This window comes from Rhizobium sp. GR12 (assembly GCF_036596185.1).
Classification (GTDB): domain Bacteria; phylum Pseudomonadota; class Alphaproteobacteria; order Rhizobiales; family Rhizobiaceae; genus Agrobacterium; species Agrobacterium nepotum.
Genome location: NZ_JASXTH010000006.1, coordinates 96,515 through 120,029, shown reverse-complemented (window position 1 = coordinate 120,029; position 23,515 = coordinate 96,515). Strand labels below are relative to the sequence as shown.

The 23,515-nt window shown below is 60.2% G+C and carries 23 protein-coding genes; 19 read left to right on the top strand and 4 right to left on the bottom strand.

From position 1 onward, the window contains the following. Positions 1 to 4 precede the first annotated feature (4 nt). The 3 genes from QSK43_RS12185 to hemC all read right to left on the bottom strand — a co-directional run bounded on the left by QSK43_RS12185 (position 5) and on the right by hemC (position 3,200). Entirely contained in the window at positions 5 to 1,453 is a 1,449-nt protein-coding gene (locus QSK43_RS12185) for a COG4223 family protein (RefSeq protein ID WP_332303654.1), read from the bottom strand. Between the two features lie 72 nt (positions 1,454 to 1,525). After that, a complete protein-coding gene (locus tag QSK43_RS12180; protein ID WP_332303816.1) occupies positions 1,526 to 2,266 on the bottom strand; it encodes a uroporphyrinogen-III synthase in 741 nt (246 codons plus the stop codon). 4 nt (positions 2,267 to 2,270) lie between these two features. Continuing rightward, positions 2,271 to 3,200, bottom strand: coding sequence for a hydroxymethylbilane synthase (hemC, locus tag QSK43_RS12175; protein ID WP_332303653.1), 930 nt, complete (start codon positions 3,198 to 3,200; stop codon positions 2,271 to 2,273). Positions 3,201 to 3,273: 73 nt separating this feature from the next. On the opposite strand from hemC, the gene tsaD reads away from it, so the two are divergent. The 5 genes from tsaD to QSK43_RS12150 are packed head-to-tail and all read left to right on the top strand — an operon-like array spanning position 3,274 to position 6,775. After that, positions 3,274 to 4,371, top strand: a complete 1,098-nt coding sequence (tsaD, locus tag QSK43_RS12170; RefSeq protein ID WP_332303652.1) for a tRNA (adenosine(37)-N6)-threonylcarbamoyltransferase complex transferase subunit TsaD — start codon at positions 3,274 to 3,276, stop codon at positions 4,369 to 4,371. Then, positions 4,371 to 5,354, top strand: coding sequence for an NAD(P)H-dependent glycerol-3-phosphate dehydrogenase (locus tag QSK43_RS12165; RefSeq protein ID WP_332303651.1), 984 nt, complete (start codon positions 4,371 to 4,373; stop codon positions 5,352 to 5,354). Before tsaD ends, QSK43_RS12165 begins: the two co-directional genes overlap by 1 nt. Before the next feature lie 25 nt (positions 5,355 to 5,379). After that, a complete protein-coding gene (locus QSK43_RS12160; protein WP_045019610.1) occupies positions 5,380 to 5,673 on the top strand; it encodes a YciI-like protein in 294 nt (97 codons plus the stop codon). Between the two features lie 6 nt (positions 5,674 to 5,679). Continuing rightward, positions 5,680 to 6,123, top strand: coding sequence for an EVE domain-containing protein (locus QSK43_RS12155; RefSeq protein ID WP_045019611.1), 444 nt, complete (start codon positions 5,680 to 5,682; stop codon positions 6,121 to 6,123). 7 nt (positions 6,124 to 6,130) lie between these two features. After that, positions 6,131 to 6,775, top strand: coding sequence for a class I SAM-dependent methyltransferase (locus QSK43_RS12150; RefSeq protein WP_332303650.1), 645 nt, complete (start codon positions 6,131 to 6,133; stop codon positions 6,773 to 6,775). Positions 6,776 to 6,786: 11 nt separating this feature from the next. Here the strand turns inward: QSK43_RS12150 and QSK43_RS12145 are convergent, their stop codons facing one another. Next, positions 6,787 to 7,155 (bottom strand): hypothetical protein, encoded by a 369-nt coding sequence (locus QSK43_RS12145; RefSeq protein ID WP_332303649.1) that lies wholly within the window; start codon positions 7,153 to 7,155, stop codon positions 6,787 to 6,789. A gap of 305 nt (positions 7,156 to 7,460) precedes the next feature. Here QSK43_RS12145 and sdhC point away from each other — a divergent pair, with 305 nt between their 5' ends. The 14 genes from sdhC to lpdA all read left to right on the top strand — a co-directional run bounded on the left by sdhC (position 7,461) and on the right by lpdA (position 23,292). Further along, on the top strand, positions 7,461 to 7,853 hold the full coding sequence (gene sdhC / locus QSK43_RS12140; protein ID WP_332303648.1) for a succinate dehydrogenase, cytochrome b556 subunit: 393 nt from the start codon (positions 7,461 to 7,463) through the stop codon (positions 7,851 to 7,853). Between the two features lie 12 nt (positions 7,854 to 7,865). After that, entirely contained in the window at positions 7,866 to 8,246 is a 381-nt protein-coding gene (sdhD, locus tag QSK43_RS12135; protein ID WP_045019617.1) for a succinate dehydrogenase, hydrophobic membrane anchor protein, read from the top strand. Between the two features lie 7 nt (positions 8,247 to 8,253). Further along, positions 8,254 to 10,095 carry a succinate dehydrogenase flavoprotein subunit gene (sdhA, locus tag QSK43_RS12130; RefSeq protein WP_045019619.1) on the top strand — a complete coding sequence of 614 codons (1,842 nt, stop codon included), beginning with the start codon at positions 8,254 to 8,256 and terminating at the stop codon, positions 10,093 to 10,095. Between the two features lie 15 nt (positions 10,096 to 10,110). Next, complete coding sequence (locus QSK43_RS12125; RefSeq protein WP_045019621.1) at positions 10,111 to 10,890, top strand: succinate dehydrogenase iron-sulfur subunit; 780 nt, start codon at positions 10,111 to 10,113, stop codon at positions 10,888 to 10,890. Between the two features lie 205 nt (positions 10,891 to 11,095). Then, positions 11,096 to 11,635: an AprI/Inh family metalloprotease inhibitor gene (locus QSK43_RS12120; RefSeq protein ID WP_332303647.1), complete on the top strand. Its 540-nt coding sequence runs from the start codon at positions 11,096 to 11,098 to the stop codon at positions 11,633 to 11,635. A 93-nt stretch (positions 11,636 to 11,728) separates the two neighbouring features. Further along, complete coding sequence (zapE, locus tag QSK43_RS12115) at positions 11,729 to 12,892, top strand: cell division protein ZapE (RefSeq protein WP_332303646.1); 1,164 nt, start codon at positions 11,729 to 11,731, stop codon at positions 12,890 to 12,892. 176 nt (positions 12,893 to 13,068) lie between these two features. Continuing rightward, positions 13,069 to 14,031: a malate dehydrogenase gene (gene mdh, locus QSK43_RS12110; RefSeq protein ID WP_045019628.1), complete on the top strand. Its 963-nt coding sequence runs from the start codon at positions 13,069 to 13,071 to the stop codon at positions 14,029 to 14,031. A 131-nt stretch (positions 14,032 to 14,162) separates the two neighbouring features. Beyond that, positions 14,163 to 15,356, top strand: coding sequence for an ADP-forming succinate--CoA ligase subunit beta (sucC, locus tag QSK43_RS12105; RefSeq protein WP_332303645.1), 1,194 nt, complete (start codon positions 14,163 to 14,165; stop codon positions 15,354 to 15,356). 18 nt (positions 15,357 to 15,374) lie between these two features. Then, the gene (gene sucD / locus QSK43_RS12100; RefSeq protein ID WP_045019633.1) at positions 15,375 to 16,277 is read left to right on the top strand and encodes a succinate--CoA ligase subunit alpha; all 903 of its coding nucleotides are present in this window, start codon (positions 15,375 to 15,377) and stop codon (positions 16,275 to 16,277) included. A gap of 177 nt (positions 16,278 to 16,454) precedes the next feature. Beyond that, complete coding sequence (locus QSK43_RS12095; protein WP_045019634.1) at positions 16,455 to 19,451, top strand: 2-oxoglutarate dehydrogenase E1 component; 2,997 nt, start codon at positions 16,455 to 16,457, stop codon at positions 19,449 to 19,451. Between the two features lie 53 nt (positions 19,452 to 19,504). After that, complete coding sequence (gene odhB / locus QSK43_RS12090; protein ID WP_045019636.1) at positions 19,505 to 20,734, top strand: 2-oxoglutarate dehydrogenase complex dihydrolipoyllysine-residue succinyltransferase; 1,230 nt, start codon at positions 19,505 to 19,507, stop codon at positions 20,732 to 20,734. 21 nt (positions 20,735 to 20,755) lie between these two features. Further along, the gene (locus QSK43_RS12085; protein WP_332303644.1) at positions 20,756 to 21,166 is read left to right on the top strand and encodes an MAPEG family protein; all 411 of its coding nucleotides are present in this window, start codon (positions 20,756 to 20,758) and stop codon (positions 21,164 to 21,166) included. A 10-nt stretch (positions 21,167 to 21,176) separates the two neighbouring features. Then, the gene (locus tag QSK43_RS12080) at positions 21,177 to 21,821 is read left to right on the top strand and encodes a LysE family translocator (RefSeq protein ID WP_045019641.1); all 645 of its coding nucleotides are present in this window, start codon (positions 21,177 to 21,179) and stop codon (positions 21,819 to 21,821) included. A gap of 64 nt (positions 21,822 to 21,885) precedes the next feature. Continuing rightward, the gene (gene lpdA, locus QSK43_RS12075) at positions 21,886 to 23,292 is read left to right on the top strand and encodes a dihydrolipoyl dehydrogenase (protein ID WP_332303643.1); all 1,407 of its coding nucleotides are present in this window, start codon (positions 21,886 to 21,888) and stop codon (positions 23,290 to 23,292) included. Positions 23,293 to 23,515: the final 223 nt, after the last annotated feature.

Below are 23,515 nucleotides of genomic sequence, written 5' to 3'. Positions count from 1 at the left end.
GCCCTTACCCCTGCCTGCCCGTGCTGGTGATGGCACGGTTCAACGTGCCTCCGACCAGGTTTTCGACCTCGATGCGCGCATCCAGAGATTTTTTATAATCGGCGGATGCTGTCCTGGCGGCCTCGGGAAGCCCGTTCCATTCGAGCGCCGCACCTTGCAGATCGCCGTTGCGCAGCTTGTTTTCCATGCGCGCGATCATGGCGTCGGGGGTCTCGCCTTCGATGTTTCCGACCGGGCGGACCTTCACCAGCGAAAAGGCGCTTTCCGTCAGGCGCTCAACGATGCCCTGATTGGGGTCGGGCTGATTGATGGCTGATAGCATCGCGTTGGCGACATCAGGGAATTTCTGCATCAGCTCCGAACGTGACGGCACGCCGGTTGCGGCAAAGGATTGCAACGATGCGATGGCCGGATCGTCGGGGATGACTTTCGAGAGCGTATCCAGTTCGGTCAGGAACGGCCCGCCACGATCGATCGCGGCCTTGAGCCCAGCGGAGGCGATAGCGCGAGCGACTTCGATATCGTCGCGCGGTTCGTTGATCTTGGTTTCCGCGTCAGTAAGGCGACGCGTCAGTTCGGCTGTTGCCGAGGCCTGCGCGGACCGTTCCGACTGAAGGGTGGATTCCAGCGTTGCTATTTTTTCCGAAAGCGCATCCACCTGCGGGGCCTCACCCTTTGTGCCCTCGAGGGTGGCGATGCGTTGTTCCAGCGCCGAAGTGTCGCCGGTGCTGGCCGGAACATTGGCGAGTTGCTGGCGCAGGCTACCGAGATCTGTTTTCAGTGCGGCGATCTCATCGCTTCCAGCCCTGCCTGCATTGAACGAGGGCAGGATGCCAGCATATTGCATGCTGCCGGCGGTGGCGAGCGCCACGAGACCACCGACGATACCCGCCGCGATCAGGCCGGAGGTTGCCGCCTGTTTGCGCTCGGCTTGCTGTGGTGTGGAGGGCTTGGCCGGCCCCGATGACGAGGAGCCGGTCGAGGGTTTCGCACTCGCGGCAGTGCTTCCGGAAGCGAAAGAAGACGAAGATGTGGACGCAAAAGGCTTTGCGCTTGCGGCAGTGGCGGAAGCGGCGCTCGTCTCAGTGGTGCCTGTCGACGGCTTCGCATCGGTTTTTGGCGGAGCGGGCGTCGGCGAAACGGCATCGGTCTGCTTTTCCACCTGCGGCTTGCCGGCTGCGGGTTCCGCCTTGTGGACGTTCGGTTCGGGCTCGATTGGGGTTTTGTGCGGCTGGTCCCAGACCGGGGCGGGGTTGGCCGTTTCGGCTGCCGCTGGCTTGTGTTCCGGAACGCTCGGTTCTGCGGCTGCGGGCGACGTCTTGTCACTGGACTTTTCGTCAGTCTTGGCAGCATCCAGGTCGGTGGAAATTGCTTTCACGTCTTTTGCGTCCAGGTCGATGGTGACCGGTTCGGCTTTGGACTTGGAGTGGCGTGGCGGCTTTTCCGATACCATGACAACCTCATTCTGCCTGCAATAGGCTAAACCTAGTCAGTGACGGCGGCAAAGGAAAGAGGCGAGCCCGAATTAGGTTCCAGACTTTCGGTGAAGAAGTTCAAACATCGCCGCCTCGCTCGGCTCTTCGGCGGCCGCTGCGTTTGCGCGGAAGATTTCCGGAATCAGCGAAAGCACATTGCGGCTGATGCAGACGAAATGCGTTGAAGCCAGCGCTGCCGCATATTTTTCCGCCGATGCGAGACGGAAAAATGCCCGTGCCGCTTCTGAGGAATAGAGCAGCACCACATCGGCGGATGTCTCCAGAAGCGCCGTTTCGAGCATATCGTCCGAAAGATCCGACGGCTGCATTTCGTAACAATCGACTGTCCGGAAGTGAATTCCGGCAACGGCAAGACCGTCCTCAAACACGGCACCTCGCGGTGTACCGGCGAGATAGAGCAGGGGTTCTTCGTTTGTCAGGAAAGAGCGATGCTCTGCAACCAAACCGGCCAGAGCCTCGGCATCACCGGAGGCGGTGAAGATGTTTTTAAAGCCGATTTTTCCCGCCGCTTCCGCCGTCGCCTCGCCAACAGCGAAGAGGGGTTTCGAAAGGTGAGGCGCAAGTCGGTCGCGCAGCGGTTCCAAGACGCAGAGTGCCTCGGCGCTTGTCACGGCGATGGCTGATCGTGGGTCTAAGAGCGCCGACGAGGCGCGCTCGCCGTAATGGACGGGATGAAACAGCGGAAGAAGCACCGGCTCGTGGCCGAGGGCTTTCAGTTTTTCGGCCGTCTTTTCGCCCGAACGAAGCGGTCGGGTGACGACGATCCGCATCGGCTCAGCTCCAGCCATCGAAGAAGTTGCTGCCCGCCTTGGCGCGCACCTCTTCGCCGGCCTTGCGGCCCAGGCTTTCGGCATTCTTGCGGGGGCCGGATATTTCGACGCCGTGGCTCGTCTGGCCATCGGGCGTGAGGATCAGGCCGGAAAAATGCAGTTCCTCACCGTCGCAGATGGCGTATCCGGCAATCGGGGTACGACAGGAGCCATCAAGCACCGCCAGAAAGGCGCGCTCGCAGGTAACTGCATCATAGGTGGGTCTGTCGTTTATGGGGACCAGCAACTCGTCCATGCGGGCGTCACTAACGCGGCTTTCCACGCAGATCGCGCCCTGCGCCGGGGCAGGGGGAAACTCCTTCGGGTCGAGAATTTCCGTTGGCACATTCTCCTTGCCGAGCCTCTTCAGGCCGGCAAAGGCGAGAAGCGTCGCATCCGCGTGACCTTCTGCAAGCTTGCGCAGGCGGGTATCGACCAGACCACGGAAAACGATGACGCTCAGATCTGGACGCAGGCGGCGGATCAGCGCTTGACGGCGCAGAGATGCGGAGCCGACAACGGCGCCCTGCGGCAGTTCCAGAAGCTTCGGTGCTGTGCGGCCGATGAAGGCGTCGCGCGCATCCTCGCGCGGCAGGAAGGCGGAAAGATGCAGGCCCTCAGGCAGAACGGTCGGCATGTCCTTGGAGGAATGCACGGCAATATCGAGCTCGCCGGAAAGAAGCTGGTTTTCCAGTTCCTCCGTGAACAGGCCCTTGCCACCGATCTCGGACAAAGCGCGGTCGGTTATCCGGTCGCCCTTGGTGGAAAGCACGACGATCTCGAACATATCTTCCGGAAGACCATGCGCCGACATCAGCCGGTTGCGGGTCTCGTAAGCCTGCGCGAGCGCCAGAGGGCTGCCACGCGTGCCGATTCGGAAAGGTTTTGTTTGCATCCGCGTCTATCCATTGTTACCGGAGTTGTCTTAGACCAACTCAGCGCATGATCGCAATCAACGAACAGAATTGATGACCCCCTTTCTTCGTATCCTCGGCATAGAGACAAGCTGCGACGAAACCGCTGCATCCATTGTGGTTCGGCATGCGGACGGCCGTGGCGAGATCGTGTCCGACGTCGTTTTGTCGCAGCTTGAGGAACACAGCGCCTATGGCGGCGTGGTGCCCGAAATCGCGGCCCGCGCCCATGTCGAGGCGCTGGACACGCTGGTGGAGGAAGCATTGGAGCAGGCAGGTGTCACCCTTGCCGATGTCGACGCCATCGCGGCCACGTCCGGCCCCGGCCTTATTGGCGGCCTGCTGGTGGGCCTGATGACGGGCAAGGCGATTGCCATGGCCGCAGACAAGCCGCTCTACGCCATCAACCATCTGGAAGGCCATGCGCTGACGGCGCGCCTGACCGACGGTCTTTCTTTCCCCTATCTGATGCTGCTGGTTTCCGGCGGCCATACCCAGCTGGTGCTGGTGCGCGGCGTGGGCGAATACGAGCGCTGGGGCACCACCATCGATGATGCGCTGGGGGAAGCCTTCGACAAGACCGCGAAACTTCTGGGGTTGCCCTATCCCGGCGGGCCTGCGGTTGAGAAGGCGGCAGCGACGGGCAACCCGGACCGTTTTGCGCTGCCGCGCCCGATGGTCGGCGAGACCAGGCTCGATTTTTCCTTCTCCGGCCTGAAAACGGCAGTGCGGCAGGCGGCGACTGCCATCGCGCCGCTTTCGGAGCAGGACATTGCCGATATATGCGCTTCCTTTCAGAAGGCCGTGTCGCGCACACTGAAAGACCGGATCGGCCGTGGCCTTGCCCGTTTCAAAGCGGAATTTCCGCATATCGAGACCGTGCCTGCTCTGGTCGTGGCCGGCGGCGTTGCCGCCAATCAGGAAATCCGCCAGACCCTGCAAGTGCTTTGCGATACCCACGGCTTCCGTTTTGTCGCGCCGCCGCACCGGCTTTGCACCGACAATGCCGCTATGATCGCCTGGGCGGGGCTGGAACGCATGGCGGAGGGCAAGGAACCCGATGCGCTGGAGACAGCGCCGCGCTCGCGTTGGCCGCTTGACGGCAGCGCGGAGACATTGATCGGTTTCGGCAAAAGAGGAGCCAAGGCCTGATGCAGCGGGAGAAAATCGTCGTCATCGGCGCTGGCGCCTTCGGAACCGCGCTTGCCGTCGTCATCGCGCTGGAAAACCGGCATGATGTAATCCTGCTCGGCCGCAGTGCGTCCCTGATGGCCGATCTGAAGGTTGATCGTATTCACGAGGCGGCCTTGCCGGGTATCGACCTGCCGGATGCGCTTGAATTTTCCGCCGAGCCGGATGTGCTGGCCGGTGCCGGCATCGTGCTGTTCGCCATGCCCTCGCAGGCCCATGCGGATGCGGCGCGCCATTACGGCCCTTATCTGGCTAATGACTGTATCATCGTTACCTGCGCCAAGGGCATCGATCGGGTTTCCGGGCGTCTGCTGACGGAGCTTCTGGAAGCGGAGCTGCCGCATCATCCCATCGCCGTTCTGTCCGGTCCGGGGTTTGCGGCAGATATTGCTCGTGGGCTGCCGACGGCAATGGCGATTGCGGCGGAAGATGCAACAATCGCCGAACGGCTGGCGACCACGATTTCCGGCAGAACCTTCCGGCTTTATGCCTCGACTGACCGTGTTGGCGTGCAGCTTGGCGGCGCGCTGAAGAATGTGCTCGCCATTGCCGCCGGCATCGTCGAGGGCGCGGGTCTCGGCGATTCCGCCCGGGCGGCGCTGATTTCGCGCGGCCTTGCCGAAATGTCGCGTCTGGTGGTCGCCATGGGCGGCAAGGCGGATACGGTGCGCGGTCTTTCCGGCCTTGGCGATCTTGTGTTGACGGCCACCAGCCACCAGTCGCGAAACCTGCGTTTCGGCATTGCGCTTGGCCGGGGCGAGGGCAAGGACATGTCCGGCGGACTGGTGGAAGGCGCTTTTGCGGCAACCGTCGCTGCCCGGCTCGGCGAACATTATGCTGTAGACATGCCGGTCACCGAGGCGGTGGCGGCCATTATCGACGGCAATCTGGACGTGGCGAGCGCCATGCAACAATTGATGACACGGCCCATCACCACCGAATAAGGGTGCGGCCTATGAGGAGACGAAAATGCTGTTTGCCTTTATCTGCAAGGACAAGCCCGGCCACCTGAACGTGCGCATGGAAACGCGTCCGGCCCATCTGGAGCATCTGAACAAATTGAACGATGAGGGCACGCTGAAGATCGCCGGGCCGTTTTTGGATGCCGAAGGCAAGCCGAACGGCAGTCTGGTTGTCGTGGAAGCCGCCGATATCGAAGCCGCGAAGGCTTTGGCCGATGCCGATCCCTATGCCAAGGCCGGGCTGTTCGAAAGCGTGGATGTGAAGCCCTATAACTGGGTCTTCAACAATCCGGGAGCGTGACCGGATATGGCGAATTACTGGCTTTATAAGTCCGAGCCATTCAAATGGTCCTGGGAAATGCAGAAGGCCAAGGGCGAGGCCGGCGAAGAATGGACCGGCGTGCGCAATTATCAGGCCCGAAACAACATGCGCGCCATGAAAATCGGCGATAAGGGTTTCTTCTACCACTCGAATGAAGGGCTGGATGTCGTCGGCATCGTCGAAGTCTGTGCACTTTCACATCCGGATTCGACTGCGGAAGGCGATCTGAAATGGGACTGCGTGGATATCCGCGCCGTTTGCGACGTGCCGCAGCCCGTTTCGCTGAAGGACGTGAAGGCCAATCCGAAACTGGAAAAGATGTCGCTCGTCACCTCCATGCGGCTTTCCGTGCAGCCGGTGACGGAAGAGGAATATCTCGAGGTCTGCCGTATGGGCGGCCTCGCCAATCCGCCGAAATCGCCGGACTGACGTTTCGGTGAGGACCGATCCCGAACGCTTCATTCTCGACAATACTGGCATCATGCATCCACCGCATGTGCCGGAATTGCGCCTCCATCTGGCAACCGAAGCCCATGAGCTGTGGCTGAGGACGGAGGAGGAGTTGGAAGAGATCGGCCTGCCGCCGCCCTTTTGGGCCTTTGCCTGGGCTGGCGGGCAGGGGCTTGCCCGCTATGTTCTCGATCATCCTGAAAGTGTCTCCGGCAAGCGCGTGGTGGATTTCGCCAGCGGCTCCGGGCTGGTCGCCATCGCAGCCGCAAAGGCGGGCGCTGCTGCGGTTGTCGCTGCCGATATCGATCCGTGGACGGAAACGGCCATTCGGCTGAATGCGGCTCTGAACGACGTGGATATTGATTTTACCGGGCTCAATCTGGTTGGGACGTTAGTTGAGGCGGATGTTCTTCTGGCGGGCGACGTGTTTTACGATCGCGCATTTGCCGATCTTCTCGTGCCATGGTTTCTTGAAGTGGCGGAGAAAGGCGTGAGCGTGCTCGTTGGCGACCCGGGCCGCGCCTATCTGCCCAGAGAGCGCCTTTGCGCCGAGGCAACCTATCAGGTGCCGGTGACGCGGGCTCTCGAAGACAGCGACGTCAAAAAGACCACCGTCTGGCGTTTCGTCTGATTATATTTGGTTCAGGGCCGGATGATGCAGACGCCGTGTTCATAGGCGCAGGCATCGCTTGCGGTTTCGGCGCGGACGTTGATGATTTTCGCCTTTGGCGCCAGCTGCGTGGCCATCGAGACGGCCGCGCCCTTTCGCGAAAGACCGCCGCCGATCGCGAAATAATTCCCGTTGCCGCGTACCCGCAAGGCCGATATCGCGCCCACATAGGTGCCGCCGGAGAGAGTGGATGGCAGTCCGTCGGTGGAGAAACTGACCTGCGATTGACGGTGCTGATAATGATGGCGGCCATGAAAATCCTCTGCCGCTGCCGGAGGCATTGCGGTGAAAATGACGCCTGCGACCATCATGGCCAGAGCGGCGATTCGACGCTGTAACATGAGCCTCATTCTCCGGATTTTATGGTTAACCAATGGTAAATTACACCTTTTCTGAATTACGTAAAGGTAAATATTTGAGGACTGTAAATCTTGGAAACGCTCGATTTTTTATTTTGACGCAAAAAAATTCCAAAAAAAATTCGCGAACCAATCGATTAAATTGGAATCGGTCATGAAATGTGCTTGTGGTGACGCTCCCATGTGATTAAACGTCGCGGTTGGTGCAATGCACATTCTTTCGTCATGTGCTGTTGCTTGGGGGCGTCCGGTTCGACGGGCGCACGGGAAAACGCCGCGAGGTTATGATGGCGAATGTGACAAATAACCGGCCTTTGTCGCCGCATCTTCAAATTTACAAGCCGATTCCGACGATGGTGGCATCCATCATCCACCGCGTGACTGGTAGTGCGCTTTATTTCGGAACGCTTCTGGTCGCCTGGTGGCTGATCGCGCTGGCTTCCGGCCCCGCCTATTACGACTGGGTGAGCTGGGCGATGAGCACCATCATCGGCAAGATCATCCTGATCGGCTATACGTGGGCGCTGGTCCACCACATGATCGGCGGTCTGCGTCATCTGATGTGGGATCTCGGACACGGCTTCGAGAAGCACTTCACCACCAAGCTGGCAAAAGCCTCGTTCGTGGCGTCGATCTGTCTGACCGCGCTGATCTGGGTCATTGTCCTGATCGTGCGCTGAGGAGATATTTTCATGGATATGCGTACACCTCTCGGAAAGGTTCGCGGCCTCGGCTCCGCCAAGGAAGGCACCGACCATTTCTGGCGTCAGCGCCTGACGGCGGTCGCCAACGTTCCGTTGCTCATCTTTTTCGTAGTCTTCCTCATCCAGTACGCCGGCGCGCCCTATCCGGAAGTCGTCGCTGCGCTGTCGAACCCGCTCGTCGCTGTTATCATGGGTCTGGTGCTGGTTTCCGGCCTCATCCATATGAAGCTCGGCATGCAGGTCATCATCGAAGACTATGTTCACGCCGAGGTTTCGAAGATCGTTCTTCTGATGCTCAATACGTTTTTCGCGATTCTCATTGGCGGCCTTTGCATCTTCGCCATTCTGAAAATCGCATTCGCAGGATAATTCCGCCATGGCATCAATCAGTTCACCTTCCCAGAATGGCAAGGCTTACACCTATGTCGATCACTCCTATGACGTGATCGTGGTGGGCGCCGGCGGCGCGGGTCTGCGCGCAACGCTCGGCATGGCGGAACAGGGTTTCCGCACGGCCTGCATCACCAAGGTATTCCCGACGCGCTCCCACACGGTCGCGGCGCAGGGCGGCATTGCCGCCTCGCTCACCAACATGACGCCCGACTGTTGGCAGTGGCACCTTTACGACACCGTAAAGGGCTCCGACTGGCTGGGCGACGTCGATGCAATGCAATATCTCGCCATGGAAGCGCCCAAAGCGGTCTATGAGCTGGAGCATTACGGCGTGCCCTTCTCGCGCAATGCTGAGGGCAAGATCTACCAGCGCCCGTTCGGCGGCCATATGCAGAACTACGGTGAAGGCCCGCCGGTGCAGCGCACCTGTGCTGCCGCAGACCGTACCGGCCACGCCATTCTGCATACGCTTTACGGCCAGTCGCTGCGCAACAACGCGGAATTCTTCATCGAATATTTCGCGCTCGATCTCATCATGTCGGCAGATGGCCGCTGCACCGGCGTCGTGGCGTGGAACCTCGATGACGGCACGATCCATCGCTTCTCCGCCAAGATGGTGGTGCTGGCGACCGGCGGTTACGGCCGCGCCTATTTCTCGGCGACCTCCGCCCATACCTGTACCGGCGACGGCGGCGGCATGATTGCACGTGCCGGTCTGCCGCTTCAGGACATGGAATTCGTGCAGTTCCATCCGACCGGCATTTACGGCGCGGGCTGCCTGATTACCGAAGGCGCGCGTGGCGAGGGCGGTTATCTCGTCAATTCCGAAGGCGAGCGCTTCATGGAGCGTTATGCTCCTTCGGCGAAGGACCTTGCCTCGCGTGACGTGGTATCGCGCTGCATGACCATGGAAATCCGTGAGGGTCGTGGCGTCGGCAAGAACAAGGACCACATCTTCCTGCATCTCGATCACCTCGATCCTGCGATCCTGCATGAGCGTCTTCCTGGCATTTCCGAAAGCGCGAAGATTTTCGCGGGTGTCGACGTGACGCGCGAGCCGATCCCGGTCCTGCCGACCGTTCACTACAATATGGGCGGTATTCCGACCAATTACTGGGGTGAAGTGCTGAACGCCAATGCCGAAAATCCGGAACGCATCGCGCCCGGCCTAATGGCCGTTGGTGAGGCCGGTTGTGCTTCCGTTCACGGTGCGAACCGTCTCGGTTCCAACTCGCTGATCGACCTTGTGGTCTTCGGCCGTGCCGCCGCAATCCGCGCAGCGCAGGTCATTGACCGTGAAGGGCCGATCCCTGCACTGGACATTGCGGCCTGCGACAGGATCATGGACCGCTTTGATACGCAGCGTTATGCCAATGGCTCCACCCCAACTGCGGTGCTGCGCGACAAGATGCAGCGCGCCATGCAGGACGATGCGGCGGTGTTCCGCACGCAGGAATCGCTGGAAAGCGGTTGCCAGCGCATTTCCGCCATCTGGAAGGAGCTGCCTGATGTCAAGGTTACCGACCGTTCGATGGTCTGGAACTCCGATCTGGTCGAGACGCTCGAGCTGCACAATCTGATGGCCAATGCGATCACCACGGTCTATGGCGCGGAAGCGCGCAAGGAAAGCCGTGGTTCGCATGCCCGCGAGGATTTCGTCGACGGTCCGTTCGGCGGTCGCGACGATGTGAACTGGCGCAAGCACACGCTTGCCTGGGTCAACCCCGAAGGTGATGTCAAGCTCGACTACCGCCCTGTTCACACCGACCTGATCGCCGACGGCATCGATCCCAAAAAGATCGAGCCGAAGGCGCGCGTCTACTGATTTGAGGAACTGGATATGGTTGAACTCGCTCTCCCCAAGAATTCCCAGATCAGCGAAGGTAAAGTCTGGCCGAAGCCTGATGGTGCCAAGAACGTTCGCGAATACCGGGTCTATCGCTGGAACCCGGATGACGGCCAGAACCCGCGCATCGATACCTATTATATCGATGTCGACGATTGCGGCCCGATGGTTCTCGATGCGCTTCTCTACATCAAGAACAACGTCGACCCGACACTGACGCTGCGCCGCTCCTGCCGCGAAGGCATTTGCGGTTCCTGCGCGATGAACATCGACGGCACCAATACGCTCGCCTGCACCAAGGGTATGGAAGAGATCAAGGGTACGGTGAAGGTCTATCCGCTGCCGCATTTGCCTGTCGTGAAGGACCTTGTTCCCGATCTTTCGAACTTCTACGCCCAGCACCGCTCCATCGAGCCGTGGTTGAAGACGGTCTCGCCGGCGCCGGCCAAGGAATGGAAGCAGAGCCATGAGGACCGCCTGAAGCTGGACGGTCTCTATGAGTGCATTCTGTGCGCCTGCTGCTCCACCTCCTGTCCCAGCTACTGGTGGAACGGCGACCGTTATCTTGGTCCCGCCGTTCTGCTGCAGGCCTATCGCTGGCTTATCGACAGCCGCGACGAAGCAACCGGAGAGCGTCTCGACAATCTCGAGGACCCGTTCCGTCTTTATCGCTGCCACACCATCATGAACTGCGCGCAGGCCTGCCCGAAGGGGCTGAACCCGGCCAAGGCGATCGCGGAAATTAAGAAGATGATGGTCGAGCGTCGCGTCTGAAGACGATTCGTCTGGACCAAAAAATCTATCCGGCCGCAGGCTCGCCTGCGGCCCTTTTTACAACCGGACGGGGGAAATTTCGGTAAAAATCGACCGAAATGGTAATTATCCCGGCCATCGCTTGCGCAAGATAAGGCTTTGGTAATAATTCAGCCTTCTTGTTTGATCATGGTCTTTCCGGAAGCGAGAGAATCGGGAGCTTGATATGCAATTCAGATATGTGGTGACGGGTCTTGCGGTTGTAATGAGCCTCGCCGGTTGCCAACGTACCTCCTACGATTACAACAACACCAGCAACAATCCCGGTTATACGCCGCCCTTGCAGGCGCAGCCGGTTCCCTCCGTTCAGTCAGGCGCGCTGCCGCCACCCGGTGGCGCCTCGGGCGGTCAGTTCCCGTCGGCACCCGCGTCGGCAGCACCTGGTGGCACCGATGTCGCTTCTGCGGCTCCGCCGGCGACGGCGCTCGACGTCACCAAGGAATCCATGGTCGGTAACTGGCGGGTTTCCAATGGCGGCGCGAATTGCGACATGTTCCTGACGCTCACCAATCTCGGCAGCGGTTCGCGCGGCGGCACGCGTGGTTGCGCCGGCGATCTGACGGCGATGGGATCCTGGGAAGTATCCGGCAAGATGGTCCTCTTCAAGAACCGCTCAGGCGATACGATCGGCCGCGTCTACAAGAGCGCCGATGCACGCTTTGACGGCACGACCAATAGCGGCCAGCCGCTCAGCCTCAGTCGATAGAGCATTTCCGGTGCATCCGGATCGCCTTGCCTGTTCTGAGCCATTTCATTCGTCGCGGGCGCTTGTCAGTGCCCGCGTCCGGGGCGCTTTTCCATGAAGCCATTGCCAGACTACAATCACAGTGTCGTTGAACAGCTCAACGCGTTGACGGCGGCTGGCACCTTGCAGGCCGATGCAGCACAGCTCGGCGTGGCGGCCCATCTGGACCGTGTCCTTGCCGATCTGAAGGCGCGCAAGCCCGCCAGGAAAAAAAGCGCTCTCGGCTGGATGTTCGCGCGCAAGACCGGCCCGGCCAGCTTCGTCAAGGGATTGTATGTCCATGGCAGCGTCGGCCGCGGCAAGACGATGCTGATGGACATGTTCTATGAGATGGCGCCCGTTTCTTCAAAACGACGCTGCCATTTTCACGAATTCATGGCGGACGTCCATAATCGCGTGCATGCGCATCGGCAGAAGCTGAAGAACGGTGAAACCAAACAGGCCGATCCCATTCCACCCGTTGCGGCCCAGCTTCTGGCGGAGGCGGAGCTTCTGTGCTTCGACGAGTTCACCGTCACGGATATTGCCGATGCGATGATCCTTGCCAGGCTGTTCAGCGAGCTTTTCGCCAATGGCTGCACCCTGGTGACGACCTCCAACGTCGTTCCCGACAATCTCTACAGGGATGGCCTCAATCGCGGCCTGTTCCTGCCCTTCGTCGATTTGCTGAAGACGTATGTGGAGGTGGTGTCGCTGGACAGCCCCACCGATTACCGCATGGAAAAGCTGGAAAGCCTGCCGGTCTATGTCACGCCGCTCGACGGTGCGGCGGATCAGGCGATGGATATGGCCTGGCGGCACATGACCGGCGGCCACCTGGTGGCGCCAACCGAGATACCGATGAAGGGTCGCTCCATTCTGGTGCCGCGCGCCAGCGGCCGCGTCGCCCGTTTTTCCTTCTCCGACCTTTGCGAAAAGCCGCTCGGCGCTTCCGATTTTCTGGCGATCGCCAATCGTTTCGATACGGTTTTCATAGACCACATCCCGCTTTTGAACGCCGACAAGCGGAACGAGACCAAGCGCTTCATCATTCTTATCGACGCGCTTTACGACCATAGCGTCAGGCTTTTCGCCTCTGCGGCGGCCATGCCCGAAGACCTGCTCGGCAAGCGCAAGGGAACCGAAGGTTTCGAGTTCGATCGCACCGCCTCGCGCCTGTTTGAGATGCGCAGCGCTGATTATCTGGTGCTTCATCACGAAAAACGCGAGAAAGTTTGACATTTTCGTGACGTATTTTCTTACGTTTACGTAAGAAAATAATGATCTAAACGATTGAAAATGTTCATGCCAAAAGAATCTGTTGCCAATTTTGGCCAATGGGGCTAATCGAAGTGCGACAATTTGGCTGCCGGTGGCGCGGTGAAATTGAATTGAAGCTCTAGAGGAAGCATTCGATGGCTCGCAAAAAGATTGCACTTATTGGTTCTGGCATGATCGGCGGCACGCTGGCGCATCTCGCCAGCCTGAAGGAACTGGGCGATATCGTCCTCTTCGATATTGCCGACGGTATCCCGCAGGGCAAGGGTCTGGATATTGCCCAGTCCGGCCCGGTTGAAGGTTTCAATGCCAAGCTCACCGGCGCGTCCGACTACGCCGCCATCGAAGGCGCGGATGTCTGCATCGTCACCGCCGGTGTTGCCCGCAAGCCCGGCATGAGCCGCGACGATCTCCTAGGCATCAATCTCAAGGTCATGGAACAGGTCGGCGCCGGCATCAAGAAATATGCCCCGAACGCTTTCGTCATCTGCATCACCAATCCGCTGGACGCCATGGTCTGGGCGCTGCAGAAGTTCTCCGGGCTGCCGAAGAACAAGGTCGTCGGCATGGCCGGCGTTCTCGACAGCGCCCGTTTCCGCCTTTTCCTTTCCGAAGAGTTCAATGTTTCGGTTCAGGACGTCACCGCCTTCGTTCTCGGCGGCCACGGCGATACGATGGTGCCGCTCGCACGTTACTCCACCGTTGGCGGCATTCCGTTGACCGATCTCGTCAAGATGGGCTGGCTGACCGCCGAGCGCCTCGAAGAGATCGTCCAGCGCACCCGCGATGGCGGTGCGGAAATCGTCGGCCTGTTGAAGACCGGTTCGGCCTATTACGCGCCGGCCGCTTCCGCGATCGAAATGGCTGAATCCTACCTCAAGGACAAGAAGCGCGTCCTGCCCGCCGCTGCCCATCTGTCGGGCCAGTACGGCGTGGACGACATGTATGTCGGCGTACCCACGATCATCGGTGCCGGCGGTATCGAGCGCATCATCGAGATCGAGCTGAACAAGGAAGAAGAAGCCGCCTTCCGCAAATCCGTCGACGCTGTCGCCGGTCTTTGCGAAGCCTGCATCAACATCGCTCCGTCGCTGAAGTAATAACCTGACGCATCGGCGCAGAAATCGGGTTTGGTTTTTGCAAGGCACGATGCGTAGATTCAATAGCTTGGAGCGCCCTGCGTCTGAATGAACGCAGGGCGCTCCAAGCGGCTCCAAACAGGGATTATTCCATGAATATTCACGAATATCAGGCCAAGGCTCTTCTGAAGGGCTACGGCGCGCCGGTTGCTGAAGGCGTCGCCATCCTCAAGGTCGAAGAAGCCGAAGCCGCTGCAAAGCAGCTTCCCGGCCCGCTCTACGTCGTCAAGAGCCAGATTCACGCCGGCGGCCGCGGCAAGGGCAAGTTCAAGGAACTCGGCCCTGACGCCAAGGGCGGCGTTCGTCTCGCAAAGACGATCGAAGAAGTCGTTTCCCATTCCAGGGATATGCTCGGCAACACGCTGGTAACGGCGCAGACGGGCGACGCCGGCAAGCAGGTCAACCGTCTCTACATCGAAGACGGCGCGGATATCTCCCGCGAGCTTTACTGCTCGCTGCTGGTTGACCGTTCGGTCGGTCAGGTCGCATTCGTGGTTTCCACGGAAGGCGGCATGGACATCGAGGCTGTTGCCCACGACACGCCCGAGAAGATCCACACCATCGCCATCAACCCGGAAAAGGGCGTGAGCGACGCTGACGTTGCTGCGATCTCCAAGGCTCTCGAGCTTGAGGGCGTTGCTGCGGAAGACGCCAAGGCGCTGTTCCCGATCCTCTACAAGGCCTTCAACGAGAAGGACATGGCTCTCCTCGAGGTCAACCCGCTGATCGTCATGGAAAATGGCCATCTGCGCGTTCTCGACGCCAAGATGTCCTTTGACGGCAACGCCCTGTTCCGTCACGAAGACGTCAAGGCGCTGCGCGACGAGACCGAAGAAGACGCCAAGGAAATCGAAGCCTCCAAGTGGGACCTCGCTTACGTGGCGCTCGACGGCAACATCGGCTGCATGGTCAATGGTGCCGGTCTCGCCATGGCGACGATGGACATCATCAAGCTTTACGGCAAGGAGCCGGCAAACTTCTGTGACGTCGGCGGCGGCGCCGGCAAGGAGAAGGTTGCGGCAGCCTTCAAGATCATTACCGCTGACCCGAAGGTCGAGGGCATCCTCGTCAACATCTTCGGCGGCATCATGAAGTGCGACGTCATCGCCGAAGGCGTGATCGCAGCCGTCAAGGAAGTCGGTCTCAAGGTTCCGCTCGTCGTGCGCCTCGAAGGCACGAATGTCGAACTTGGCAAAAAGATCCTCAACGAGTCCGGCCTTGCGATCACCGCGGCTGACGATCTCGACGATGCGGCGAAGAAGATCGTCGCAGCGGTGAACGGCTAATTTGAAGGACCGGATATAATGTCGATTCTCGTCAATAAAGACACCAAGGTCCTCGTACAGGGCCTGACCGGCAAGACCGGCACCTTCCACACCGAACAGGCGCTTGCTTATTACGGCACGCAGATGGTCGGCGGTATTCACCCGAAGAAGGGTGGCGAAACCTGGACCGGATCGAAGGGCGAGAGCCTGCCGATCTTCGCAACGGTTGCCGAAGCCAAGGAAAAGACCGGCGCAGACGCGTCCGTGATCTACGTTCCGCCGGCAGGTGCAGCAGATGCCATCATCGAAGCCATCGAGGCTGAGATCCCGTTCATCACCTGCATCACCGAAGGTATTCCTGTCATGGACATGGTGCGCGTCAAGGCTCGCCTCGACCGTTCCAAGTCGCGTCTGCTTGGACCTAACTGCCCGGGCATCATGACGCCGGAAGAATGCAAGATCGGCATCATGCCGGGCTCCATCTTCCGCAAGGGTTCGGTCGGTATCGTCTCGCGCTCCGGCACGCTGACCTATGAAGCCGTGTTCCAGACCTCCAACGAAGGCCTCGGCCAGACGACGGCTGTCGGCATCGGCGGTGACCCGGTCAAGGGCACTGAGTTCATCGACGTGCTCGAAATGTTCCTGGCCGATGAAGCCACGCAGTCGATCATCATGATCGGCGAAATCGGCGGCGCGGCGGAAGAAGAAGCGGCGCAGTTCCTGATCGACGAAGCCAAGAAGGGCCGCAGCAAGCCTATGGCTGGCTTCATCGCGGGCCGTACCGCACCGAAGGGCCGTACCATGGGCCACGCCGGTGCTGTCGTTTCCGGCGGCAAGGGCGATGCAGAGTCCAAGATTGCAGCCATGGAAGCCGCCGGCATCAAGGTATCGCCCTCCCCGGCACGCCTCGGCAAGACGCTGGTTGAAGTCCTCAAGGGCTGAGACCATGTGAGACAGGCGACGGGCGGCGCGGCTTCAAATCCGCGCTGCCCGATGCCACAAGAACGACAGACACAGAACGGCATACCGCCCCGGCGGCAGACAGCATAATCAAGCGGCAGGCCGATAAACGGCCCTAACGGCATCGAGGAGGCGGACGGACAAGTCCGCAGGAACACAATGGCAAGGCAAGAAGCGAACGAGCAGTTTCAGATCACGTCGTTTCTGGACGGCGCGAATGCAGCCTATATCGAGCAGCTCTATGCCCGGTACGAAGAGGACCCCTCTTCCGTGTCGCCGGAGTGGCAGAGCTTCTTCAAGGCGTTGTCCGATAATCCGGAAGACGTGAAGAAGGCGGCCAAGGGCGCCTCCTGGAAGCGCGCCAACTGGCCGATCCCGGCGAATGGCGACCTGGTATCCGCACTTGATGGTAACTGGGCCACGGTCGAGAAGGCCATCGAGAAGAAGGTTCAGGCGAAGGCCGAGGCTAAGAGCGCCGATACCGGCAAGGCCGTCAGCGAGGCCGAAGTGCTTCAGGCGACCCGTGACAGCGTTCGCGCCATCATGATGATCCGCGCCTACCGCATGCGCGGCCACCTGCACGCCAAGCTCGATCCGCTCGGCATCGCCAGCGCGGTTGAGGATTATAACGAGCTTTCGCCGAAGTCCTACGGCTTCGAGGAAAGCGATTACGACCGCAAGATTTTCATCGATAACGTCCTCGGTCTCGAATATGCGTCCGTGCGGGAAATGGTCGAGATTCTCGAGCGCACCTATTGCTCGACGCTCGGCGTCGAATTCATGCATATGTCCAACCCGGAAGAAAAGGGCTGGATTCAGGAACGCATCGAAGGCCCGGACAAGGGTGTGGACTTCACGCCGGAAGGCAAGAAGGCCATTCTTTCCAAGCTGGTCGAAGCCGAAGGTTATGAGCAGTTCCTCGACGTGCGTTTCAAGGGCACCAAGCGTTTCGGTCTCGACGGCAGTGAATCGCTGATCCCGGCGCTCGAGCAGATCATCAAGCGCGGCGGCCAGGAAGGTCTGGAAGAAGTTGTTCTCGGCATGGCCCACCGCGGTCGTTTGAACGTTCTGACCAACGTCATGGGCAAGCCGCATCGCGCCGTGTTCCACGAGTTCAAGGGCGGTTCGTTCAAGCCTGACGACGTCGAAGGTTCTGGTGACGTGAAGTACCATCTTGGTGCCTCTTCCGACCGCGAATTCGATGGCAACAAGGTTCACCTGTCGCTAACGGCCAACCCGTCGCACCTTGAAATCGTCAACCCTGTCGTCATGGGCAAGGCGCGCGCCAAGCAGGACCAGCTTGCCAAGGCATGGGACGGCGACATCATTCCGCTGTCCGAACGCGCGAAGGTGTTGCCGCTGCTGCTGCATGGCGATGCCGCTTTTGCGGGCCAGGGCGTGGTTGCCGAAATTCTCGGCCTTTCCGGCCTGCGCGGTCACCGCGTTGCCGGCACGATGCACTTCATCATCAACAACCAGATCGGTTTCACGACCAATCCGGCCTTCTCGCGCTCGTCGCCCTATCCGTCCGACGTCGCCAAGATGATCGAGGCGCCGATCTTCCACGTCAACGGCGACGATCCGGAAGCGGTGGTCTATGCGGCGAAGGTCGCGACCGAATACCGCATGAAGTTCCACAAGCCTGTCGTCATCGACATGTTCTGTTATCGCCGCTTCGGCCATAACGAAGGCGACGAGCCGTCTTTCACGCAGCCGAAGATGTACAAGGTCATCCGTGGCCACAAGACCGTCGCCCGCATCTATGCCGACCGTCTGATCGCGGAAGGCCTGATCACCGAAGGCGATTTCGAGAAGACTAGGGCCGACTGGCGCGCCCATCTCGAGCAGGAGTTCGAGGCAGGCCAGTCCTACAAGCCGAACAAGGCCGACTGGCTGGACGGCCAATGGTCCGGCCTGCGCGCCGCCGACAATGCCGATGAGCAGCGTCGCGGCAAGACCGGCGTGCCGATGAAGCAGCTGAAGGAAATCGGCAAGAAGCTGTCGACCATTCCGGAAGGCTTCAGCGCGCATCGCACGATCCAGCGCTTCATGGAAAACCGTTCGCAGATGATCGAGACGGGTGAAGGCATCGACTGGGCGATGGCGGAAGCGCTCGCTTTCGGTTCGCTCGCCGTCGACGGCCACAAGATCCGTCTCTCCGGTCAGGATTGCGAACGCGGCACCTTCTCGCAGCGCCATTCTGTTCTCTACGATCAGGAGACCGAAGAGCGTTACATCCCGCTTGCCAATCTTTCGCCGACGCAGGCCCGTTACGAAGTCATCAACTCGATGCTTTCGGAAGAAGCCGTTCTCGGTTTCGAATACGGCTACTCGCTGGCCCGCCCGAACGCGCTGACGCTCTGGGAAGCCCAGTTCGGCGACTTCGCCAACGGCGCGCAGGTGGTGTTCGACCAGTTCATCTCCTCGGGTGAACGCAAGTGGCTGCGCATGTCCGGTCTCGTCTGCCTTCTGCCGCACGGCTATGAAGGTCAGGGTCCGGAACATTCCTCCGCCCGTCTGGAACGCTGGTTGCAGATGTGCGCCGAAGACAACATGCAGGTTGCCAACGTCACGACACCGTCGAACTACTTCCACATCCTGCGCCGCCAGATGAAGCGTGACTTCCGCAAGCCGCTGATCCTGATGACGCCGAAGTCGTTGCTGCGTCACAAGCGCGCCACCTCGTCGCTGGCGGAGCTTGCGGGTGAGTCCTCCTTCCACCGTCTCCTGTGGGACGATGCGGAGGTCATCAAGGACGGCCCGATCAAGCTGCAGAAGGATTCGAAGATCCGCCGCGTGGTCATGTGCACGGGCAAGGTGTATTACGATCTTCTCGAGGAGCGTGAAAAGCGCGGTATCGACGACATCTACCTGCTGCGCGTCGAACAGCTCTATCCGTTCCCGGCCAAGGCGCTCATCAACGAGCTTTCCCGTTTCCGCAACGCGGAGATGGTATGGTGCCAGGAAGAGCCGAAGAACATGGGTGCGTGGTCGTTCATCGACCCGTATCTGGAATGGGTTCTGGCGCATATCGACGCCAAGTACCAGAAGGTCCGTTACACGGGCCGTCCGGCTGCCGCCTCTCCGGCGACCGGCCTGATGTCCAAGCACCTGGCGCAGCTTGCTGCGTTCCTGGAAGACGCGCTGGGAGAGTGAGAACTCTCCCGCATCGCCCCGCAAAAAAGACACCTGAATAACGGAACTAGATCATGGCCACTGAAATCCGCGTACCTACCCTCGGCGAATCCGTCAGCGAAGCGACCGTCGGCACCTGGTTCAAGAAGGTCGGCGATACCGTCAAGGCCGACGAACCTCTCGTTGAACTGGAAACCGACAAGGTTACCGTCGAAGTCCCGGCACCCGCCTCCGGCGTGCTGACCGAAATCGTTGCACAGAACGGCGAAACCGTCGGTCTCGACGCGCTTCTCGGCCAGATCGCCGAAGGTGCCGCCGGTGCTGCGACCTCCGCACCTGCGGCAAAGCCCGCTGCTGCGACTGCCGCCGCACCGGCACCTGCCGCAGCCGCCGCTCCGGCTGCCAGCGCCATGCCGCCGGCACCCGCCGCTGGCAAGCTGCTTGCTGAAAACAACCTTTCCGCCGATCAGGTGGATGGTTCGGGCAAACGCGGTCAGGTTCTGAAGGGCGACGTTCTCGCCGCTGTCGCCAAGGGCGTTTCGGCACCTGCCGCCGCTCCGGCTCCGGTTGCTGCACCCCGTCCGGTTTCGGCCGAGCAGGATCAGGTTCGCGAAGAGCGCGTCAAGATGACCCGCCTGCGCCAGACAATCGCACGTCGCCTGAAGGATGCGCAGAACACGGCCGCCATGCTGACCACCTATAACGAGGTGGACATGAGCGCCGTCATGGACCTGCGCAACCGCTACAAGGATGTGTTCGAGAAGAAGCATGGCGTCAAGCTCGGCTTCATGGGCTTCTTCACCAAGGCCGTGACCCACGCGCTGAAGGAACTGCCGGCCGTCAACGCTGAAATCGACGGCACGGACATCATCTACAAGAACTATTGTCACGTCGGCATGGCTGTCGGCACCGACAAGGGTCTCGTCGTTCCGGTCATTCGCGATGCCGATCAGCTCTCCATCGCCGGCGTCGAAAAGGAACTCGGCCGTCTCGCCAAGGCAGCGCGCGACGGTTCGCTCGGCATGGCCGACATGCAGGGCGGCACCTTCACCATCACCAATGGTGGTGTCTACGGTTCGCTGATGTCCTCGCCGATCCTTAACGCGCCGCAGTCGGGCATTCTCGGCATGCACAAGATCCAGGAGCGCCCGGTCGCCATCGGCGGTCAGGTCGTTATCCGTCCGATGATGTATCTTGCACTCTCCTACGATCACCGTATCGTTGACGGCAAGGAAGCAGTGACCTTCCTCGTTCGCGTCAAGGAAAGCCTGGAAGATCCGGAACGTCTGGTTCTCGATCTCTAAGACTAAAAGGGGAGAAGAGGGATGGAAAACCTGGCCGGCGGGAATGGACCTTTTGTGTTCCTGCTGGCGCTCAGCGTCATTCTTCTTCTCCTGCATATCTGCCTTCAGGCCATGTCCGTCACGCGGGAAGTTGGCCTTGCCTGGAATGCGGGTGCGCGTGATGCGCGTCCGGACCTCAAAGGGGTCTTTGCGGGACGCGCGCAGCGCGCCTCGGATAATTTTCGCGAGACCTACCCGGCTTTCGTCGGTCTGGTTCTCGCTCTTGCGATCGTCGGCGACGCCTCCGGCTGGGGGCTGACGGGCGGCTGGATTTGGACCGTTGCGCGCGTCGTCTATATCCCGCTTTATCTTGCAGGCGTTCCCTATGTGCGGTCGATCGTGTGGGTTGTTTCCCTCACCGGTCTGGTCCTCATGCTTGTCGCGCTGATCTGAGGTCGAGCCTATGCATCAATATCTCATCGAACTTGCATCCCTGATGGCGATCTTCTTTTTCGCGATCGTTTCGCCCGGCGCCGATCTTGCGATGGTCATGCGTCAGGCCATGGTGCACGGGCGCAAACAGGCCGTCATCACCAGTTTCGGTGTCGGAACGTCGCTGATGTTCCATGTCACCTATACGATCCTCGGACTTGGTCTCATCATTTCCCAGTCGATCTATCTCTTCAACATCGTCAAATGGCTCGGTGTCGCCTATCTGATCTATATCGGTATCAAGGCGCTGCGCGCCGGCAAGACCGAATTGCCCACTGCGGAGGGTGAGGACGGCGTTCGGGCCAGAAGCACCCAGACCGGGCTGAAGGCCTTCACGCTCGGTTTCGCCGCCAATGCGCTCAATCCCAAACCGGTGTTTTTCTTCCTGTCGATCTTCTCGACGGTGGTTCACGCGCATACGCCGGTTGGCATCAAGTTCGGATATGGGCTCGTCATGGCAAGCTGCCTTATCCTGTGGTTCGTTGGCGTCAGCCTGTTCATGACGACGCCACGCATGCGCGCCGCATTTCAGCGCGCCAGCCAGTGGATCGACCGCACCAGCGGTGTGGTGTTCATCGCTCTTGGTATAAAACTCGCAACGGAAAAAGCGGCCTGAATTTCAGGTCAAACGGAAGCAGGGCGGTTCAAAATCCTGCCCGCAATCAATCAGGAACAGAAACATGGCATATGATGTAGTTGTAATCGGTACGGGTCCCGGCGGTTATGTTTGCGCGGTCAAGGCGGCACAGCTTGGCCTGAAGGTGGCTGTCATCGAAAAGCGCGCCACCTATGGCGGCACCTGCCTCAATGTCGGCTGCATCCCCTCCAAGGCCCTGCTGCATGCTTCCGAAACCTTCGCGCATGTCGCCCATGGCGTCGATACGCTCGGTATCGAAGTTGCCGCTCCGAAGCTGAACCTCGACAAGATGATGGGCCACAAGGACGGCGTGGTGAAAGCCAATGTCGACGGCGTCGCTTTCCTGTTCAAGAAGAACAAGATCGATGCCTTCCAGGGCACCGGCAAGGTGGTTTCCGCCGGCAAGGTTTCTGTCACCAACGACAAGGGCGAGAGCCAAGAAATCGAGGCGAAGAACATCGTCATCGCCACCGGTTCCGACGTTGCGGGCATTCCCGGCGTTCAGGTCGATATCGATGAAACCGTCATCGTTTCCTCCACCGGTGCGATCGCTCTCTCCAAGGTTCCGGAAAAGCTCATCGTTGTCGGCGGCGGCGTGATCGGCCTCGAGCTTGGTTCGGTCTGGTCGCGTCTCGGCGCCAAGGTCACCGTCGTAGAATATCTCGATAACATTCTCGGCGGCATGGATGGCGAAGTTTCCAAGCAGGCGCAGCGTCTGCTGGCCAAGCAGGGTCTTGATTTCAAGCTCGGCGCCAAGGTAACGGGCGTTGAAAAGACTGCTGCTGGCGCAAAGGTGGTATTCGAGCCGGTGAAGGGTGGTGCTGCCGAAACGCTGGAAGCGAACGTCGTGCTGATCTCCACCGGCCGCAAGCCCTACACCGAAGGTCTCGGCCTTACCGAAGCCGGTGTCGTGCTCGACAGCCGCGGCCGCGTCGAAATCGACGGTCACTACAAGACCAATGTCGATGGCATCTATGCGATCGGCGACGTGGTGAAGGGCCCGATGCTGGCACACAAGGCGGAAGACGAGGGCGTTGCTCTCGCGGAAATTCTTGCCGGCCAGCGCGGCCACGTGAATTACGACGTCATTCCGGCCGTGGTCTATACGCAGCCGGAAATCGCTTCCGTCGGCAAGACCGAAGAGGAGCTGAAGGCTGCGGGCGTTGCCTACAAGGTCGGCAAGTTCCCGTTCACGGCCAATGGCCGCGCCCGCGCCATGCAGGTGACGGACGGTTTCGTGAAAATCCTCGCGGACAAGGAAACCGACCGGGTTCTGGGCGGCCACATCGTCGGTTTCGGCGCTGGCGAAATGATCCACGAGATCACCGTGCTGATGGAATTCGGCGGCTCCTCGGAAGATCTCGGCCGCACCTGCCATGCGCACCCGACCATGTCGGAAGCCGTGAAGGAAGCGGCGTTGGCGACGTTCTTCAAGCCGATCCACATGTGATCAACGTTGCAGCGGTGAAAAGAAAACCGCTGCGCAGTTTTTTGTCCGATTACCTATTAAACTCCGTTATCTGCCGAACCCCGGCCTGCTGTGCAGGCCGGGGTTTTCCATATTCACGCCGGTGTCCGCCATCCTGTTTTTCGTGGTTCCGCGCTCTATCTGCGGTTCTTCCATCTCATCGCTTTTCTCGTCCACTGAGACGCAGGAGGCAGGGCCAAGCGGC

What these genes read in the sequence shown, in the direction of transcription:
- sdhA (WP_045019619.1), top strand. Translation starts at nt 8,254, where the DNA reads ATGGCATCAATCAGTTCACCTTCCCAGAATGGCAAGGCTTACACCTAT.
- sdhD (WP_045019617.1), top strand. Translation starts at nt 7,866, where the DNA reads ATGGATATGCGTACACCTCTCGGAAAGGTTCGCGGCCTCGGCTCCGCC.
- QSK43_RS12080 (WP_045019641.1), top strand. Translation starts at nt 21,177, where the DNA reads ATGCATCAATATCTCATCGAACTTGCATCCCTGATGGCGATCTTCTTT.
- lpdA (WP_332303643.1), top strand. Translation starts at nt 21,886, where the DNA reads ATGGCATATGATGTAGTTGTAATCGGTACGGGTCCCGGCGGTTATGTT.
- sdhC (WP_332303648.1), top strand. Translation starts at nt 7,461, where the DNA reads ATGGCGAATGTGACAAATAACCGGCCTTTGTCGCCGCATCTTCAAATT.
- QSK43_RS12185 (WP_332303654.1), bottom strand. Translation starts at nt 1,453, where the DNA reads ATGGTATCGGAAAAGCCGCCACGCCACTCCAAGTCCAAAGCCGAACCG.
- tsaD (WP_332303652.1), top strand. Translation starts at nt 3,274, where the DNA reads ATGACCCCCTTTCTTCGTATCCTCGGCATAGAGACAAGCTGCGACGAA.
- QSK43_RS12085 (WP_332303644.1), top strand. Translation starts at nt 20,756, where the DNA reads ATGGAAAACCTGGCCGGCGGGAATGGACCTTTTGTGTTCCTGCTGGCG.
- odhB (WP_045019636.1), top strand. Translation starts at nt 19,505, where the DNA reads ATGGCCACTGAAATCCGCGTACCTACCCTCGGCGAATCCGTCAGCGAA.
- QSK43_RS12095 (WP_045019634.1), top strand. Translation starts at nt 16,455, where the DNA reads ATGGCAAGGCAAGAAGCGAACGAGCAGTTTCAGATCACGTCGTTTCTG.
- QSK43_RS12155 (WP_045019611.1), top strand. Translation starts at nt 5,680, where the DNA reads ATGGCGAATTACTGGCTTTATAAGTCCGAGCCATTCAAATGGTCCTGG.
- QSK43_RS12125 (WP_045019621.1), top strand. Translation starts at nt 10,111, where the DNA reads ATGGTTGAACTCGCTCTCCCCAAGAATTCCCAGATCAGCGAAGGTAAA.
- QSK43_RS12145 (WP_332303649.1), bottom strand. Translation starts at nt 7,155, where the DNA reads ATGTTACAGCGTCGAATCGCCGCTCTGGCCATGATGGTCGCAGGCGTC.
- QSK43_RS12120 (WP_332303647.1), top strand. Translation starts at nt 11,096, where the DNA reads ATGCAATTCAGATATGTGGTGACGGGTCTTGCGGTTGTAATGAGCCTC.
- QSK43_RS12180 (WP_332303816.1), bottom strand. Translation starts at nt 2,266, where the DNA reads ATGCGGATCGTCGTCACCCGACCGCTTCGTTCGGGCGAAAAGACGGCC.
- hemC (WP_332303653.1), bottom strand. Translation starts at nt 3,200, where the DNA reads ATGCAAACAAAACCTTTCCGAATCGGCACGCGTGGCAGCCCTCTGGCG.
- mdh (WP_045019628.1), top strand. Translation starts at nt 13,069, where the DNA reads ATGGCTCGCAAAAAGATTGCACTTATTGGTTCTGGCATGATCGGCGGC.
- sucC (WP_332303645.1), top strand. Translation starts at nt 14,163, where the DNA reads ATGAATATTCACGAATATCAGGCCAAGGCTCTTCTGAAGGGCTACGGC.
- sucD (WP_045019633.1), top strand. Translation starts at nt 15,375, where the DNA reads ATGTCGATTCTCGTCAATAAAGACACCAAGGTCCTCGTACAGGGCCTG.
- zapE (WP_332303646.1), top strand. Translation starts at nt 11,729, where the DNA reads ATGAAGCCATTGCCAGACTACAATCACAGTGTCGTTGAACAGCTCAAC.
- QSK43_RS12160 (WP_045019610.1), top strand. Translation starts at nt 5,380, where the DNA reads ATGCTGTTTGCCTTTATCTGCAAGGACAAGCCCGGCCACCTGAACGTG.
- QSK43_RS12165 (WP_332303651.1), top strand. Translation starts at nt 4,371, where the DNA reads ATGCAGCGGGAGAAAATCGTCGTCATCGGCGCTGGCGCCTTCGGAACC.